The organism is Paenibacillus sp. RUD330 (assembly GCF_002243345.2).
Taxonomy (GTDB): Bacteria; Bacillota; Bacilli; order Paenibacillales; family Paenibacillaceae; genus Paenibacillus_O.
Window position 1 is genome coordinate 554,570 of record NZ_CP022655.2, and the last position, 15,910, is coordinate 570,479.

Sequence of the window (15,910 nt, forward strand, 5' to 3'; positions counted from 1 at the left end):
ATACTGATTCTGTTTGGTGGAATAACGGAACGTATGTCCGATAATTGCGCAAAAATGAAGAATACGCCTAAATAACGGAACGTATGTCCGATGCGAGGGGCCGGACCATCCAAACAAGCACGGGGGGACCCGCCCGGTGAGGGGGACTGCAGAGCTCCGGCATCTGGTAAAGGTGCGTGTCGGTGCGTCCATAGGTTCGAATGTCCTCGAAGTCCCTCGATTTACGTCGATGTTCCCCATGTCCCTCGAAGTCCCTCGATTTACGTCGATGTTCCCCATGTCCCTCGAAGTCCCCATGTCCGTCGATGTCCCCATGTCCGTCGATGTCCCCATGTCCGTCGAAGTCCCCATGTCCGTCGAAGTCCCCATGTCCGTCGAAGTCCCCGAATGTTTCTACAACCATCCCCGAATGTCGAGCAAAAAAGTCGTGCGAAATGGAGGGCCGAGTTTCACGCATGCGAGAACCGCAGCCGGTAGCTGCGCGGAGAGATGCCCTCGTACTTGGCGAAGCAGGAGGCGAAGTAGGCCGCCTGGTTGAAGCCGACCTCCTCCGCGACGCGTGCGACAGGATAGTCGGTGCGCAGAAGCAGCAGCTTGGCTTGTCCGATCCGGTAGCGGAGCAGATATTCCTTCGGCGAGCAGCCGAACTCTTTTTGCATGCAGCGGGCGATATAGACGGAGTGGAAATTGAGGCTGTCGGCCATCTCGCGGGCGCTGATCTCCTCGGCGTAATGCTGGCGCAGATAGGCGGCCGCCTGTGTGGCGCAAGCGGCCGAAGGCGAGGTGGAGCGGGCGTCGATGGCTGCCGACAGCTGCTGCAGCAGCTCCTGGAACAGGATCTGCTGGCGCCAGAGAGCGCCGCCCATATGGCCGCTCTGCGTGATGGCGGTCAGCTGCTCCAGCAGCTCGAAGGCCTGCTCCGGCTGGAGCAGCACCGAATGCTGCGGAACTTGGACGGAGAAGGGCGGGGCGGTCATCTTCCAGGCCGCGCTGGCGGAGGAATCGGCCGTATCCCGCTGGCTCTGGTAGAGCGGTAGCCGCTCGTCGGTCGCCGTCCAATGGCCCTGATGGCCGAAGTGCATCCAGTAATACTCGGTCGTCTCCGTGCAAGGGGAGGTGCCGAAGTGATGGGCGTCGGGACGGAGGATGAGCGCCTCTCCTGCGCCGAGGGCATAACGGCGGTCCTCTTCCGCGATGTGCAGCGTCCCTTGCCTGACGGCGAGCAGATCGAACACGCCGATATTGCGGCGATCGACATGGACCAGCCCCGGCCCATGGGTTTCATGGCCGCTGCTGATATAGAAGGGGAGCGGCGGAAGAGCGAACTGAAGCAGGTTCATGGGCTTTTCTGTCCTTTGACTTGGAATGAAAATGAAGTTGGAATTTTGAAAGTTAAGGTTGCATCCTTGATACCTCAGAGCGAGTATAGCACTTATAATTTGGTTTGACTAATGAGCTCCATACTCACTTGTAATCCGCATCATCCTTAATAAGTTAGGTTGTTAGGCGGCTTGGGCGAAGTAAGGGCTTTCATCAGCCCGGTGCGGGGCATCCGTGCCAGGGTTATATGGGGTGGAGGTTGCATAAATGAAAAACCGTAATTATTCCCTGTGGGCGCTCTCGTGGCCGATCTTCATCGAGCTGTTCCTGCAGTTTCTTCTGGGGGCCGCCGATACGCTGATGGTCAGCAAAGTGTCCGATGACGCCGTAGCGGTCGTCGGCTTCTCCAATCAGCTGTTCAATGCCATGACGGTCCTGTTCACGGTCATCGCCAGCGGCGCCGGCATCCTGATCGCGCAGAAGCTGGGCGCAAGGAAAGAGGAGGAGGCCCGGACGATCTCCATCATCGCGCTCAAGGCGACGGTTCTGATCGGCGCGGCGCTGAGCGCGGTGCTGATCCTGTTCCCGGCGCCGATCGCACGGGTGCTGCAGATGCCGGAAGAACTGGTTCCGATGGCGGTCCGCTACATCTCCATCGTCGGCGGCGGCATGATCCTGATCGCCGTCATGAGCACGCTGAGCACGGCGATCCGCAACACCGGCAACACGCGGGGACCGATGTATACGGCCGTAGGCATGAACGTCATCCACATCATCTTGAACTATGGCTTCATCTTCGGCGCTTTCGGCCTGCCGCAGTGGGGACTGACGGGAGTCGCCGTCAGCACGCTGGTCAGCCGCCTGCTCGCTTCGGCGCTGCTCTTCTACATGTTCCTGTTCGCCTTCGAGCGCCGCATCTGGTGGGGCGACATCAAGGTCTGGAGCCGCGGCTTGTTCTCCGAGGTCATGAAGATCGGCTGGCCGCTCGGCGTATACTCGGCCAACTGGGTGTTCTCCCAGCTCGTCATCTTCACGTTCATCGGATCGCTCGGAGCCAAGGAGCTGTCGGCGCGCACATACATGAACACGCTGGAGTCGTTCTGCTTCCTGATCGGCTTCTCGATCGCTCTTGCCACTCAGATCCGGGTCGCCCATTTGTTCGGAGGCGGACGTATGCGGGAGGCCTACAAGGGCGCCTATACCGGTCTCTGGATCGGCCAGCTGGTCGTCATCGGCAACGCGCTGCTCGTGTTCCTGTTCGGCAAGCAGATGCTGGGGCTGTTCACCTCGGACAGCGAAATACTGGCCATCTGCGCTTCCCTGCTCGGTCTCAATCTGCTGCTGCAGCCGGGCAAGATGCTCAACATGACGATAGCCGACTCCCTCAATGCGGTCGGCGATACCCGCTTCACGATGGTCATCTCCACGGTCAGCATGTGGGGCGTATCGGTAGCCGTCGCCTATTACTTCAGCATCCATCTCGGCTGGGGGCTGGTCGCGATCTACGCCTGCATGATCGCGGACGAATACTTGCGCGGCTTCGTCTGCTGGCTGCGGTGGCGCAGCCGCAAGTGGGCCACGCGCGGCGCGGTCCAGGAAGCTCCGGCTGTCGCGAGCGGCACCGCTGCGGAGATGTGAGCCCGCCGCAATATACAGCGTCAAAAAGGATGTCCGAAAAGGCGCGAGCCTCAAGGACATCCTTTTTTCTTTCCGGACAGAGATCCCGTCAGCCTGCGAGGCCGGCCGGCTTGCCGTCGAGGTTCCAGGCGGACTGGAGCGGAATGCCGAGGTAGGAAAGCGCCGTGGCCATGACGTCGGTCTGGTTGACCGTGCCGGCGATCGGCCCTTTTGTCGTGCCGGGGCCGCTGGCCAAGTAGAAGATCGTGCGCTCTTCGGCGCTGCTGCCTCCATGGCTCGTGCCTTTGCCGCCGTGATCGGTGGAGACGAGGATGAGCCACTGCTCGCCGGAATAAGTGCTGCGGTTCTTGACCGCATCGAGGATAGAGCCGATTTGTCCGTCTACGGCATGGATGGCATCTCCATACTGCGGAACGGACGGGCTGAACCCGTACGTATGGCCGGCATGGTCGACATCGTCGAATTGAAGGAACATGAGGTCGGGACTGCCGTTCTTGATCTGGCCGATGGCCGCGGCGGCTACTTCGGCATCCGTGGAGACGCTGATCTCCTGATCGATGCCGTCGACCAGATTCGTGTTGATCGGCGACCAGTGAACGATCGAAGAGGTGTTCAGCGCAGGCTTGGCTTGCTCGGCTCTCTTCATGAGAGACGGGTACGCGCCGAACTGGCTGCCCGTCCACGAGTTGTCCTTGACGCCGTGCTTGCCGTACCAGACGCCGGTATGCATCGTCGACCAGCCGGTGGCGCTCCAGGTGTTGCTGCCGTTCGCCTGGGCGTTCCAGGAGTAAGCTCCCGCAGCCGCCAGGGAATGGAGATTGGGGGCATCTGCCGCCTGGACGGCATCCGGACGGGCTCCATCGATGCCGATCACAAGCACTTTGCGGGACGATCCGCCTTGGACAGGGGGAGCCGCGTTGTACAGGGCGAGCACTTCCTCCGCGCTTAGAGAACGCTTGAACAGCTGCAGCTCGTCCAGCTTGGCCCTGAGCACGGAGCCGTAGCTGCCCGTGGCATCCTGAGCGATCCGTGTGCTGTAGGCCGTGTCGATGCTGCCCGTCTTGGAGGCGATGTCCGCGCTTGCGGCGATGGTGCCGTCCTTATAGAGCCTGGCGCTTCCGTCGCGGTCATGCGTGACGGTGACAAGATGCCACTGGCCGTCCGCGGCGCCGGGAATATAGGCGTCGGAGCGGCTCTGGCCTGCCGGTGTGTAATTCCATTTGATGGAGCCGTTCGCCTGAAGGGCGATGACCCACCCGGCATTGGCTCCGGTCGACCAGTTCTTGTTGCCGATGATGACCGGATCGCCGGTTACGGATCCGCTCGCCTGCAGCCAGAACGAGACGCTGTAATCGGTCGCGCTGCCGAAGGTCGTGGAGGCGCTCCGGCCAAGATCGACATATTGGCCCGCGGAGCTGAATTCCAGCGCCTGGCCGATCCGGCCGGCTGTGTACGACGGGCTGCCGGCCACAGCGACGGAAACGTTGTTTCCGGAGGAATCCGCAGCGCTGCCGTCAAATTTCAGCTGCAGCACCGCATCCGGCGGAGCTCCGGCGGCCTCTGCCGGAACGGAGGGCAGCAGAGCGCTTGCTATCAGCGCCGCGGCTCCGGCTTGCTTCAACCTTTTGTTCACATGATTTCTCTCCTTTGGAATCGATTGGCGGGCAACCGCGCAGTCGGAGCGGGGATTTGCCGCGTCATGCTGCGGATTGTCCTGCAAGTCCAGTTTGAGGTTGGATTGTTCGCTGGAAGTAATCGGAAGCTGAAGATGGCTTAAAGAGATCCGCTTTTTTATGGTAAAATCATGAAAGCTTAATGATTGTCCATTTCTCGTCATCATCAGGAGGTCTTTTTTTTGCAGGCTGCATGGGCTGTCGCTATTTTTCTGCTTACCTACGCGTTCATCGTTTCCGAAAAAATCCACCGTACCATCGCCGCCATGCTGGGCGCTCTCATCGTCGTGGCCGCAGGCCTCGTCGAGCAGCATAAGGCGGTCGAGCATATCGACTTCAATACCCTCGGCCTGCTGATCGGCATGATGATCATCGTGCATGTCACCGCCGAGACCGGCATATTCGCCTACGCGGCGATAAAGGCCGCCAAGCTGGCCAAGGGAGAGCCGATACGCATTCTCGTCGCGCTGGCGCTCGTCACGGCTCTGGGTTCCGCCTTCCTCGACAACGTGACGACGATCCTGCTCATCGTCCCGGTCACGTTCAGCATTACGCGCCGGCTCAAGGTCAGCCCGATTCCATTCCTGATCACTCAGGTGATCGCCTCCAACGTAGGCGGAACCGCGACGCTGATCGGCGATCCTCCGAACATCATGATCGGAAGCGCAGTCAAGGAGCTGACCTTTCTTGCCTTCATCGAAAATCTGGCGCCGATCATCGTCATCATCATGGCGGTCTATGTGCCGATCTTCATGCTCATCTTCCGCAAGCAGCTGCGCACGACGCCGGAGCTGAAGGCGAGACTGATGGAGATGGAGGAGGAAGGCCTGCTGCATGACCGGAAGCTGCTCATCAAGTCGCTGTCGGTGCTTGGACTTACGATCGCGGGCTTTTTCCTGCATCAAGCTCTGCATCTGGAATCCGCGACCGTGGCGCTGACAGGAGCGTTCATCCTGCTGCTGCTCACCGGAGAGCGCATGCTGGAGGCATCCCTCGCCGCGGTGGAATGGCCGACGCTGTTCTTCTTCATCGGCTTGTTCGTCCTTGTGGGCGGGCTGGTCGACACGGGCGTCATCGGCCGTTTGGCGGAAAACGCCGTGGATCTGACCGGCGGCGACATGAAATCCGCGTCCATGCTGATTTTATGGCTCAGTGCGATCGCCTCTGCCTTTCTGGACAATATCCCGTTCGTCGCCACGATGATTCCGCTTATCCAGGACATGGGGAGCATGGGAATCGACAACCTGGAGCCGCTCTGGTGGAGCCTGGCGCTCGGGGCTTGCCTGGGCGGCAACGGCACCTTGATCGGGGCGAGCGCCAATCTCGTGGCGGCGGGAATCTCGGCCCGGGAGGGATATCCGATCCGGTTCCTGACGTTTTTGAAATACGGCTTCCCGCTCATGCTGCTCTCGGTCGCGCTGTCGAGCATCTACGTATACTTGAGGTATCTGCTCTAAGAGAAACAGACCAACAGGAGGAATGGATATGGGGCTGAGGCCGAATTTGTTTGAAGGAGAGCTTATCCGGCTAGCCGCTCCAAGGCCGGAGGATGTCGCGACGATGGCGCTGTGGATGGAGGACTCCGATTATTTGAGAAATGTCGATACGGAGCACGCGGTGCCGGCTACGGAAAAGCAGATGGAATCGGAGTCGGAGCCCGGCTCCAAGGAAGTCTATTTCCGACTGCGGGAGCTTGAAGGCGACGAGCTGATCGGGTTCGCGGCCATCCACAGCATCGAATGGAACAACCGCGCCGGGATGCTGGCGATCGGCATCGGGGAGGCCATGAACCGTAACCGCGGATACGGCTCGGACGCGCTGCGGGTCATTTTGCGCTATGCCTTCCACGAGCTCAACCTGCACCGTGTCGGCCTGGATGTGATCGAATACAACGCAGGCGGCATCCGAGCCTACGAAAAGGCGGGCTTCCGCCACGAAGGCAGAGCCCGAGAGGCCGTCTGGCGGGACGGACGCCTCTATGACCGGATCAGCATGGGCATTCTAAGCCGGGAATGGGAAGCGGAGTCGAACAGCTAGAGGACAGTCTATGGATCGATCGATTTCCGCAGAAGTCCGGTTCATAGATTGCCAGAGGGACATACCCTGTTCTTAACTTCAAAAGAAAGAGGGTAGTCCAAATGGCGATTACGGTTCCGGTTCCAACGCTAGGCAATGTCATTGTTCTTACGGAGGTGGGCGACACCGCCAAAGGAGGCTGCGCGTTCCCCGGCGACGGCAGCATCGGCACGAAAATCTTCAACGTCGCTCCAGGCCAGCTCTATATCGTCGGCTGCAACGGCTTCCCCGCAGGCGGCGGCACGGTAGCCTTCATCGCGGATGCGGGCGACATCGACCTTGCCGATCTCATCACGACCATACTCGGGCTTGCGGTCGTACAAGCCCAGGGCTCCACGATCAACGTGTTCAGAGCGGTTCCGCGCATAGGATAAGGACAAGCAGGCCAAAAAGACCCGGGACAAGCTCCCGGGTCTTTTTTGGCGTTGTTCGAGGATCAGGAATGAGTTCGATGCGAAAAACCAAGCGTTATGATCTCCGCAGGACCGGCCGGAAGCTCGGCGCGGCGTCCGGCGTCCAATTCGGACGCGGCTGCGGCCTGCTCGAGCACGCCGCTCTTGTACCAGCCGGTAGATCCGGCCGGAGCCTGGACGGCAAGCTTCGCGGGCTCGCGCTTCAAATTGTACCAGCGGGCCATGACGTCGCCGACGGCGTTGATTTTGAAGGCGGAGAAAGCCAGAGCTTCGCCGTCCCATGCCAGGGCGGCATCGACAGGCCGAAGCGTGCCCGGATGGATGCCGGTCTGAGCCGTCGTCCAAGGGGTCTCGAACTGGTAGGCCTCGGCATACGCACCCTCGGCGGCTCCATCGCCGCCATGCGGAATCAGCGCCAAGCGCGCTTCATGCGGACCGATGCACTGGGCTTCGGGAGTAGGGAACCATCCCCAATCGCCGAGCTCTCCGGTCGAGCGGAGCAGCGTGACCGCAATCGTATTGCGGCCGTCGCGGAGCACCTCATACTCGTTCAGCCCGCTGTTGGCCACCGCAAGTCCGGCGCGCGCGCCGTCCGCGGCCAGGCCGCTGACATCGGCGAAGGCCATCTGATGCTGCGTGTTGCTCGGGTTGGTCCATTCGGCGGAAGGCTCGTTGTCCCGCAAGGCGGCTTCGAAGATGGAGTCGGCCGTGTGCACGGACGTCTCGAGATCCGTCGGGAACAGCATGCGTACCCGGTGGTCCTTGGCTTGATTGTCGAAGGAGGAGACGATGTCCAGCCGTCTGCTTCCCTGCTCCAGCGACAAGGTCGTCGTCAGGCGGAGCTTGACCGTATGCTCGGAGCGGCCTGCCTGGCGTTCCGGATAATAGACGATTTCCCGCTGCTCGCGCTCCAGAAGCTCGTCTGCCGATGAGGGCACATCCCATTCGTGGACGATTTCCAATGCGGCCCGGTAAGGAGCGTCCTCGACGATGCGGACGGAAGCCTGCAGGCCCTTCGTGGTCAGCGGCTCAACGCCCTTCGGCGCCATGAACATGTACTCGTTGCCAATGTCGCCGCTGTCCTCATATACCCCGAGATCGGCATATACCCGACCGGTGCCGAGATCCGTCAAGGCGAAGCTGCCGTCCTCGGCGACTTCGGCGCGAAGAAGGCCGTTGTCCAGCACGGCGCTTCCTTGAAGAAGGGAAGGCTGCCGCTCGGGAGCCTGCTCGCTTTTTACCCAGGCGTAGGCACGGTGGCCGAGCGCCGGAACGGCGTCAGCGCGGAAGGTCAGGCGCACCCGGCGGGCCTGGTAAGGCTGGCGGAATGCATCGTCCGGCAGGTCATAGCCGAATTGCAGGCCAAGATCCTCCATCGTGCACGGAACAGGATTCCCCTGATCGTCTACGAGTATCCGGCCTTCCAGTCCGAGCTCGCGGATGCAGGCGTTCATCTCCGGAATCGGAATGCCGTCCCGGAAGTAAATCCGTGCCGCGTCGAGCTCTACGGATACGGTGCCGCCGCGCCTCCATCCCGTCGTATTGTTCACGACGAACGGCAGGGCATCGGAGCCATAGGTGCCGAAAACCCGGGTATCCACCGCGTCGGCCAGGAATCGAGCCGTCTCGTCGAGAATGGTTTCCGCCACATGGCGGCTCTTGTCGAAGCGGGAGACCATCTCCCGATGGACCTCGTCCACGCTGCAGCCGCAAATGCTGTCATGCGGATGGTTCTGCATGAGCTGCTTCCAGCCGTACGTGAACAGATGATGCGGGTAATCCTTGCCGTGCAGATGTCCGTAGGCCGCGAGCGGCTCGGCAGCGCGCTCCAGCAGAGCTTGGCCGCGGGCGTTCATCTGCTTGAGGTAGACGCGGGAGGAGGCGGTGTTGACGAGCGTCCCCCAGCCGTCCGTGCGCTGGCTCCGCAGCTCGCCCTGCACGACCGACAGAGGCCGCTCGCCCGCCGACTCGCGGACGGCTTGCAGATAGTCCGGGAAGTTGGAGTGGATGAAGGTCACATCGGGCTCTACCGCGCCTGCCATGCGGATCGCCTCGGCCAGGTCGGTCTGGATCGGCTGGTGGTCGCAGCCGTTCATGAAGAGCAGATGCGGCGTCGAAGCGTATTTGCCGGCGTCGGCGAGCTTGCGCTGCCAGTAGGCGCGGGCTTCTTCGGCTTGCACCGGAACCTCGTTGCCGTTGGAATACCAGTTGGCGAACAGGATGCCGAGCACGCGGGAGCCGTCCGGCCCTTCCCAGATGAGCTCGGAGAAGGAGCTTTCAAAGGCGGTCGACTCTCCGACCTCGTTGTTGAAGCCGGTCGGCTTGACGCCGCGTCCGAAGAGCGCGTTGTCGATGCCGGCCTGCGCCATCAGCTGCGGCGTCTGGCCGACGAGGCCGAAGGTGTCGGGGAAGTAGCCGATCTTGGATACCGGACCCCAGCGGGCGGCATCCTCATGGCCGATCTGCAGGTTGCGGATATTGGCTTCGCCGCTCGTGAGGAAGGCATCCTGCAGAATGTACCAGGGACCGATCCCGATGCGGCCGGCGGTAATCAACGCTTGGAGGCGTTCGCGGTTCTCCGGCCGGACCTGGAGATAGTCCTCCAGGATGATCGTCTGGCCGTCGAGGAAGAAGCTGCGGTAGCCGGGATCGTTCTCCAGCGTGTCCAGCAGGGTGTCGACGAGCTGGACGAGACGGACATGATGCTTCTCGTAGGGGAGGTACCATTCCCGGTCCCAGTGCGTATGCGAGATCAGATGCGCGGTGCGCTTGCTCATGGGGAGCACGTCCTTTCGTTGCGAAGTGGAGTGACGGCACGAGGGCCGGAATAGCGGCAATCGGTTCAGGCGTCCAGCAAGCCGTCCTTCATCGCCCGGTATACGAGCTGAGAGAAAAGGCTGTTGGACCAGGCGAACCAGCTGCGTGTGTATACAGCAGGATCGTCGGAGTGGAAGCCTTCATGCATGAACCCGGTGTCCGCGTCGGTGGACTCCAGCATGTCGATCATGGCGAGCTTTTCCTCGGCCGATACAGCTGTAATGCCTTGCATGGAAAGAGCCATATGCCAGATGTAGCCCGAAGGCGTATGGGGGCTGCCGATGCCTTTGGCCTTGGCGCCTTCGTAATAAAACGGATTTTCCTTGCTCAGCGCGAAGCGGCGCGTGTTGAGATAGATCGGATCGTCCTCGGACGTATAGCCGACGTAAGGAATCGACATCAGGCCCGGCGTGCCGGCATCGTCCATCAGGCAGTAGTTGCCGAAGCCGTCGGTCTCATACGCATAGATAGGACCGAATTCGGGATGGCGGTAGACTCCGTACAGCTGGATGCCGTGGTTCACGTCCGCTTCGAGGTCTGCCAGCTCCTGCACCATCGCCATGTCGCGGAATACCCATTCCGCGATCTCACGCATCTGCCTCAGCGTGACGACGGCGAACATGTTGGCCGGGATGTTGTAATGGAAGTCGCAGGCATCGTCGCTCGGGCGGAAGCCCGACCAGATCATGCCCGTATAGTTGACCGGCATGCCGAGGCCGCTGTTGCGCAGCGAATCGGTGGGAATGCCGTTGTTCCGGGTGAAGCGGTATGGAGACTGCTCGAAATGCCGCTGCTCCGTTTTCCACAGATCGATCGCCGTCCTCATTGCAAGCTTGAAGTCCGTATCGAAGATGGCGGTATGCTTCGTCTCGTTCCAGTAGGCGTAGGCGAGGCGGAACGAGAAGCAGATGGAATCGAGCTCGAACTTGCGCTCCCATACCCAAGGTCCCATGTCGGTCACGTCGATCGTGTTCCAATGCCAGTCGTTGCTGGTTTCGTTGAAGGCGTTGGCGTAAGGGTCGATCCGGATCATGTTCATGTGGCGCTTGATCAGGCCCTCAATGATCCGTTGAAGGTCGGGATCCTCCTTGGCCAGAGGAACGTACTGGATGACCTGTTCGACGGAGTCGCGCAGCCACATGGCCGGGATGTCTCCGGTGATGACGAAGGTGGTGCTGTCAGCCATCAGCTTGGTCGTCGTATCCAGCGTGTTAGGGAAGCAGTTGCGGAAAAGCTCGAGCAGCTTCGGCCGATGCGCGAGGCGCTGGCCGGCTTCCTCCAGGACAGCCTGCACGGCGGCAGGCGTCTCCAGCTTCGGCATCGGGATTTTGGGAAGGCGGAATTGTTCCATGGAATGATCAGGCTCCTTGTCGGGGTGGAATCGGTAATGGCGATCGTGCAGGTTGTTCGGCTTCTTCGCAGCGAGCTTACTCTTTGACCGCTCCGATCGTCAATCCTTGCACGAAATAACGCTGGAAGAACGGGTAGGCGAGGATGATCGGGCCGGTGGCGAGCACGACCATCGCCATGCGGGAAGTATCCTGCGGCATGTTCTGGAGATTGGACGCCAGGGAGGAATTGCTCGACGCCTGCGTCAACAGGAACTGCATGTTGGTCTCGATCCGCATGAGCATCGACTGCAGCGGCACGAGGTTGGGATTCTCGATGTACAGCAGGGCGTTGAACCAGTCGTTCCAGTAGCCGAGCGTGCTGAACAAGGCGATCGTGGCAAGTCCGGGCAGAGCCAGCGGCAGGACGAGCTTCCAGAAGATCTGGAATTCGCCGGCGCCGTCGATCTTGCCGGATTCGATGATGGCGTCGGGAACCATCGTGCTGAAGAACGTCCTCATGATCAGGATGTAGAAGGCGTTGACCATCAGAGGCAGAATCATCGCCCAGACGGAGTCCTTGAGGCCGAGCATCTGCGTCACGACGATGTAGGTCGGAACGAGGCCGCCGTTGAACAGCATCGTGAAGAAAGCGAAGAAGCCGAAGAAATTCCGGTATTTGAACGTCTTGCGCGAAATGCCGTATGCGTACAGCGTGACGACGAGCAGCGCGAGCACGGTGCCGACGACCGTCACGAGAATGGTGACGCCATAGGAGCGGAGCAGCGCGTCGCCGTTCTGGAAGACATAGCGGTAAGCTTCCAGGCTCCAATGCTCGGGAATGATCTGGTAGCCGTTCTCAGCGAGGCTGGATTCCTTGGTGAACGAGATGATGACGATGAAGACGAACGGGAACACGCAGGCCAGGGCGAAAACGGCGGCAATGATGTTGAAGACGACATTCCAGCCGGCCGACAGCTTCTGGAAGTCCCGGGGTTTCCGGACGGGCATTGCTTTGGCCATGATGGGGGAAACTCCTTTCGTGCCGCTTGGAGGGCGGCTTGTTGGTTGCTTGGTGGTGCGGGTAGATCGGGCAAAGGCAAAGGCAAAGGCAAAGGCAAAGGCAAAGGCAAAGGCAAAGGCAAAGGCAAAGGCAAAGGCAAAGGCAAAGGCAAAGGCAAAGGCAAAGGCAAAGGCAAAACACCTTCAAACCCCATCCGCTCCGCCGGCAGATCATTCCTCCGATCCCTGTTGAACCCCGGATGCTCTTCATCTCCCTACCCCTTGTCAGGGTCAGCATCCGGTCTTCAAAGGGGAACGCTTCGCCATCTCCCACCCGCACCCCATCTCCGATGGGCGCCAAGGTCGCCGGCAAAGCTTCTGCAGAACGATTCTGCCCGCTCCGCTCCCCGGTTTGAAAACCCCAACCGCCGCCCTCCCCCTTATTAATAGGGTGGCCGCCTTCCGAGTTCATGGAAGGCGGGGGCTGGCAGGGTAGAAAGGGCCGTAGCCTAGTCGACGAAGACTGGACAGCCAAGCTCGACGCCGCAACCTGGTGAGTCGGAACTGGAATGCAATGCCCGCACAGCGAAGCGGGTGAATCCGAAGGGCAGACAGGCGAAGCCTGCACAACCTGCGGCTTAAGCCCGAACAGGCTGCTTCAGACAGTCAAGCCTGTGGTGCAAAGCGGCTGTCTGAGGGGCGGAGTCGCAATGCCGGCGAAGCTGGGATGGAGAGGCAATGCCGGCAAAGCTGGGACGGAGAGGCCAAAGCCGGCGAAAGCCGCAATTCGTAAGCTGGAGAGCCGTCTGCGGCGCTCCGTTGCAAAGGCAGGCCTGGCCTCAAGTCCGCATGAGGACGGAGAAGGCGGCGGGATTCTGGAGAAGCGGAGCGTTCGCATTTGCCCCCGGGTTAGCACCGCCAACTCCTCGATCAACTAACCTGGGGGCAAGAGCGATCGGAAGAACCCGCAGCCTTCGAAGTCATCCTTCATGCAGCAACCGGCGAAGCCGCATTCCAGCAGTCATCCTCATGCGCGGCAACCGGTGAAGCCGCATTTTAGAACAGAGAGTTGTCCTTGTCGAAGCGGCGGACGACCCAATTGGACAGCAGCACGAGAGTGAAGCCGACAAAGCTCTGGTAGAGGCCGGCAGCCGTGACCATGCCGAACTCGCCGGTCGTTTTCAGGCCGCGGTAGACATAGGTGTCGATGACGTTGGTGACGGAGTACAGCGTGCCGGAATCGCGAGGCACCTGGTAGAACAGGCCGAAGTCGGCGTAAAAGATCTTGCCGATGGCCAGCAGAGTCAGAATCGTCATGAGCGGCTTCAGCATCGGAATCGTGACGTTGCGGATCTGCTGCCACTTGTTCGCGCCGTCGATCATCGCAGCCTCGTAGAGGGAGCGGTCGATGCCCATGATGGACGCCAGATACACGACGCTGTTGTAGCCGATTCCCTTCCACAGGCTGATGAAGACAAGAATGAACGGCCAATAGGCCGGGTTGTTGTACCAGTTGACCGGGTCGATTCCGATGGAGGAAAGGATCTGGTTGAGCAGGCCTTTGTCCAGGCTGAGGAAGCTGAAGGCGAAGTAGCCGACGATGACCCAGGAGAGGAAGTAGGGCAGGAACATGCCGGTCTGGTACAGCTTGGACAGGCGTTTGTTGACGATCTCGGAGAGTACGATCGCCATGGCGACCGAGGCGATGAGGCCGAGGACGATGAAGACGATGTTGTAGAGCAGCGTGTTGCGGGTGATGACCCAGGCGTCGCTGGTGCTGAACAGGAACTTGAAGTTCGACAGTCCGACCCAGTCGCTGTCGAGGACGCTCCGGAGGAAGCCGTGGCGGCTGATCCGGTACTCCTTGAAGGCCAGGATGGTTCCGGCCATCGGAATGTAGGAGAAGATGAGGAACCATAGCGCTCCCGGCAGCACCATCAGCAGAATCGCTTTGTTGCGGCCCAGGTCGCGGAAGAAGCCGGCCAATCCTTTCATGGGGTTGCCTCCTTTTCATGCGTGCGTTTTCAGGCAAAAGAAAACGGGCGAAGAAACTGCCTTCGCCCGGAGTGGTTGCGTTCTTACTTGTTCGAAGCTTTCCAGGCGTCCAGCTGGGCTTGGGCTTCGGCGATGATCTTGTCGAGGCCGGCCGCTTTCAGCTTTTCGTTGGCGCGCGGCAGGTAGCCGGCAGGGTCGACGGTGCCGGTCATGAGCGGAGCCCATACCTCGGCTTTGACGTTCTGCAGAGCGGCGATTTCGTTCGCGACCTTGGAGGTGTCGAAGTTGAAGCCGAGCGTAGGAGCGTTTTTGCCTTCGTCGTTGAATTTCTTGAACTCGTCCCACTTGTTGTCCGGGTCGCCCGGGTTTAGGTACGTGAGCATGACGTTGCCGAGCGAGAAGGTCGGCATGTCGTAGTTTTTGGCTTCAGGAAGGTTCTCCATCCGGTTGTCGCCGGTCATCTTGTAGTGCGTGCCCTCGATGCCGGAGTCGACCATGTTGCGCAGCTTGGCGTCGGTGTTGAGCAGGTTCAGGAACTGCATCGCTTTCTCCGGATATTCGGAGTTGGCCGAGATCGCCTGCATGGACCCCATGACGGACCAGTTGTAGATGATGGACGGGCCGGCCGGCGTCGATTCGATCGGGTAGCCGAGGCTGGCGCTCCAGGTGTTGTCGGCGAGCGGCTGGGTCGTCGCGAGGTCGATCAGCCATTTGCCGGTTTTCTCGACATCGTTGGTCGAGGTGGTCGTGGCCGCTTCAGGCGAGATGTAGCCTGCTTTGTAGTAGCTGTGCATCGTCGTCAGAGCCTGCTTCATCTCCGGCGTGTCGAGCACGTTGACGATCTTGCTGTTGTCGCCGTCGAGCGCGACAGCCATCGGCAGGCCTTGGATGATGTAGTCGTAAGGAACGAACGGAGTGAAGTTGTTGTCCATCTTCAGCCCGAGCACGCCTTGATTTTTTTCCTTGTTCGCCTTCAGGATCGGCTCGAGGTCCTCGAGCGTTTTCACGTTCTTGAAGTCCAGGCCGAGCTTGTCCAGGTTCTGCTTGTTGAAGCGGTAGACCGTCTGGGCCGGCAGCTCTTTGTTGGCCGGAATGCCGTAGTTGTGGCCGTCGACCTTGGAGCCTTCGAGGAAGGCCGGGTCCAGCGTGTCCACGATGCCTTTTCCATCCGATTTCAGCAGGTCGTCGATTTTGTAGAAGGCGCCTTTGCGGGCATTCTGCACGTAGTCGAAAGCCCAGGAAGAGGTGAACAGAATGTCCATCGGCTCGCCGGAAGCGGTCATGACGCCCATCTTCTGGCTGTAGTCGCCGAAGTCGATCTGCTTCAGGGTAACGGTCGCGCCGATTTTCTCGGCCGTGTATTTGTTGACTTCAGCCATGACCTTGTCGGTATCCTTCTGCGGAACGCCGATCGTGTACCAGATCAGGTTGACCGGTTTTTCTGCGGTTCCTTCCGCGGCGCCGCCGCTTTTGCCGCAGGCCGTTACGGTCAAGGCTGCGGTAAGGATGAGGGCGATCGCGCCCATGGCTTTCGGGGATCTCTTTTTCATGCCGGTGAATCCTCCCTTTGCTTCTGTCTGTGTTGAACTGCTTATCCTCACCTTACCGGATGAAAGCCGTTACAAATAGGCGACAAATTATGAATCCG

Annotated in this window: 12 protein-coding genes; 5 read left to right on the plus strand and 7 right to left on the minus strand. The window is 60.4% G+C overall.

Going from position 1 to position 15,910, the window contains the following annotated elements:
• Positions 1 to 449: 449 nt before the first annotated feature.
• A complete protein-coding gene (locus CIC07_RS02520) occupies positions 450 to 1,340 on the minus strand; it encodes a helix-turn-helix transcriptional regulator (protein WP_076358922.1) in 891 nt (296 codons plus the stop codon).
• A 247-nt stretch (positions 1,341 to 1,587) separates the two neighbouring features.
• Between CIC07_RS02520 and CIC07_RS02525 the strand changes: the two genes are divergently transcribed.
• Positions 1,588 to 2,958 carry an MATE family efflux transporter gene (locus CIC07_RS02525; RefSeq protein ID WP_076358921.1) on the plus strand — a complete coding sequence of 457 codons (1,371 nt, stop codon included), beginning with the start codon at positions 1,588 to 1,590 and terminating at the stop codon, positions 2,956 to 2,958.
• Between the two features lie 88 nt (positions 2,959 to 3,046).
• Here the strand turns inward: CIC07_RS02525 and CIC07_RS02530 are convergent, their stop codons facing one another.
• Complete coding sequence (locus CIC07_RS02530) at positions 3,047 to 4,591, minus strand: alkaline phosphatase family protein (protein WP_076358920.1); 1,545 nt, start codon at positions 4,589 to 4,591, stop codon at positions 3,047 to 3,049.
• Positions 4,592 to 4,813: 222 nt separating this feature from the next.
• Between CIC07_RS02530 and CIC07_RS02535 the strand changes: the two genes are divergently transcribed.
• The 3 genes from CIC07_RS02535 (at position 4,814) to CIC07_RS02545 (ending at position 7,081) form a co-directional block, all read left to right on the plus strand.
• A complete protein-coding gene (locus CIC07_RS02535; RefSeq protein ID WP_076358919.1) occupies positions 4,814 to 6,088 on the plus strand; it encodes an ArsB/NhaD family transporter in 1,275 nt (424 codons plus the stop codon).
• 28 nt (positions 6,089 to 6,116) lie between these two features.
• Positions 6,117 to 6,668: a GNAT family N-acetyltransferase gene (locus CIC07_RS02540; RefSeq protein WP_076358918.1), complete on the plus strand. Its 552-nt coding sequence runs from the start codon at positions 6,117 to 6,119 to the stop codon at positions 6,666 to 6,668.
• A gap of 101 nt (positions 6,669 to 6,769) precedes the next feature.
• Positions 6,770 to 7,081 (plus strand): hypothetical protein, encoded by a 312-nt coding sequence (locus tag CIC07_RS02545; RefSeq protein WP_076358917.1) that lies wholly within the window; start codon positions 6,770 to 6,772, stop codon positions 7,079 to 7,081.
• 62 nt (positions 7,082 to 7,143) lie between these two features.
• Here CIC07_RS02545 and CIC07_RS02550 read toward each other — a convergent pair whose 3' ends face one another.
• The 3 genes from CIC07_RS02550 to CIC07_RS02560 all read right to left on the minus strand — a co-directional run bounded on the left by CIC07_RS02550 (position 7,144) and on the right by CIC07_RS02560 (position 12,288).
• The gene (locus CIC07_RS02550) at positions 7,144 to 9,897 is read right to left on the minus strand and encodes an alpha-mannosidase (RefSeq protein ID WP_076358916.1); all 2,754 of its coding nucleotides are present in this window, start codon (positions 9,895 to 9,897) and stop codon (positions 7,144 to 7,146) included.
• A gap of 65 nt (positions 9,898 to 9,962) precedes the next feature.
• The gene (locus CIC07_RS02555) at positions 9,963 to 11,288 is read right to left on the minus strand and encodes a glycoside hydrolase family 125 protein (RefSeq protein ID WP_094248317.1); all 1,326 of its coding nucleotides are present in this window, start codon (positions 11,286 to 11,288) and stop codon (positions 9,963 to 9,965) included.
• Positions 11,289 to 11,364: 76 nt separating this feature from the next.
• Positions 11,365 to 12,288: a carbohydrate ABC transporter permease gene (locus CIC07_RS02560; protein ID WP_076358914.1), complete on the minus strand. Its 924-nt coding sequence runs from the start codon at positions 12,286 to 12,288 to the stop codon at positions 11,365 to 11,367.
• Between CIC07_RS02560 and CIC07_RS02565 the strand changes: the two genes are divergently transcribed.
• Positions 12,281 to 12,520, plus strand: coding sequence for a hypothetical protein (locus CIC07_RS02565; protein ID WP_206109141.1), 240 nt, complete (start codon positions 12,281 to 12,283; stop codon positions 12,518 to 12,520). The genes CIC07_RS02560 and CIC07_RS02565 overlap by 8 nt on opposite strands.
• An 803-nt stretch (positions 12,521 to 13,323) precedes the next feature.
• Here CIC07_RS02565 and CIC07_RS02570 read toward each other — a convergent pair.
• Both CIC07_RS02570 and CIC07_RS02575 read right to left on the minus strand, forming a co-directional pair.
• Positions 13,324 to 14,262 carry an ABC transporter permease gene (locus CIC07_RS02570; RefSeq protein WP_021880223.1) on the minus strand — a complete coding sequence of 313 codons (939 nt, stop codon included), beginning with the start codon at positions 14,260 to 14,262 and terminating at the stop codon, positions 13,324 to 13,326.
• Positions 14,263 to 14,345: 83 nt separating this feature from the next.
• A complete protein-coding gene (locus tag CIC07_RS02575; protein ID WP_076358912.1) occupies positions 14,346 to 15,812 on the minus strand; it encodes an ABC transporter substrate-binding protein in 1,467 nt (488 codons plus the stop codon).
• Positions 15,813 to 15,910: the final 98 nt, after the last annotated feature.

Coding starts and splice junctions, on each gene's coding strand:
- CIC07_RS02520 (WP_076358922.1), bottom strand. CDS start 1,340: ATGAACCTGCTTCAGTTCGCTCTTCCGCCGCTCCCCTTCTATATCAGC.
- CIC07_RS02525 (WP_076358921.1), top strand. CDS start 1,588: ATGAAAAACCGTAATTATTCCCTGTGGGCGCTCTCGTGGCCGATCTTC.
- CIC07_RS02540 (WP_076358918.1), top strand. CDS start 6,117: ATGGGGCTGAGGCCGAATTTGTTTGAAGGAGAGCTTATCCGGCTAGCC.
- CIC07_RS02545 (WP_076358917.1), top strand. CDS start 6,770: ATGGCGATTACGGTTCCGGTTCCAACGCTAGGCAATGTCATTGTTCTT.
- CIC07_RS02550 (WP_076358916.1), bottom strand. CDS start 9,897: ATGAGCAAGCGCACCGCGCATCTGATCTCGCATACGCACTGGGACCGG.
- CIC07_RS02555 (WP_094248317.1), bottom strand. CDS start 11,288: ATGGAACAATTCCGCCTTCCCAAAATCCCGATGCCGAAGCTGGAGACG.
- CIC07_RS02560 (WP_076358914.1), bottom strand. CDS start 12,288: ATGGCCAAAGCAATGCCCGTCCGGAAACCCCGGGACTTCCAGAAGCTG.
- CIC07_RS02570 (WP_021880223.1), bottom strand. CDS start 14,262: ATGAAAGGATTGGCCGGCTTCTTCCGCGACCTGGGCCGCAACAAAGCG.
- CIC07_RS02575 (WP_076358912.1), bottom strand. CDS start 15,812: ATGAAAAAGAGATCCCCGAAAGCCATGGGCGCGATCGCCCTCATCCTT.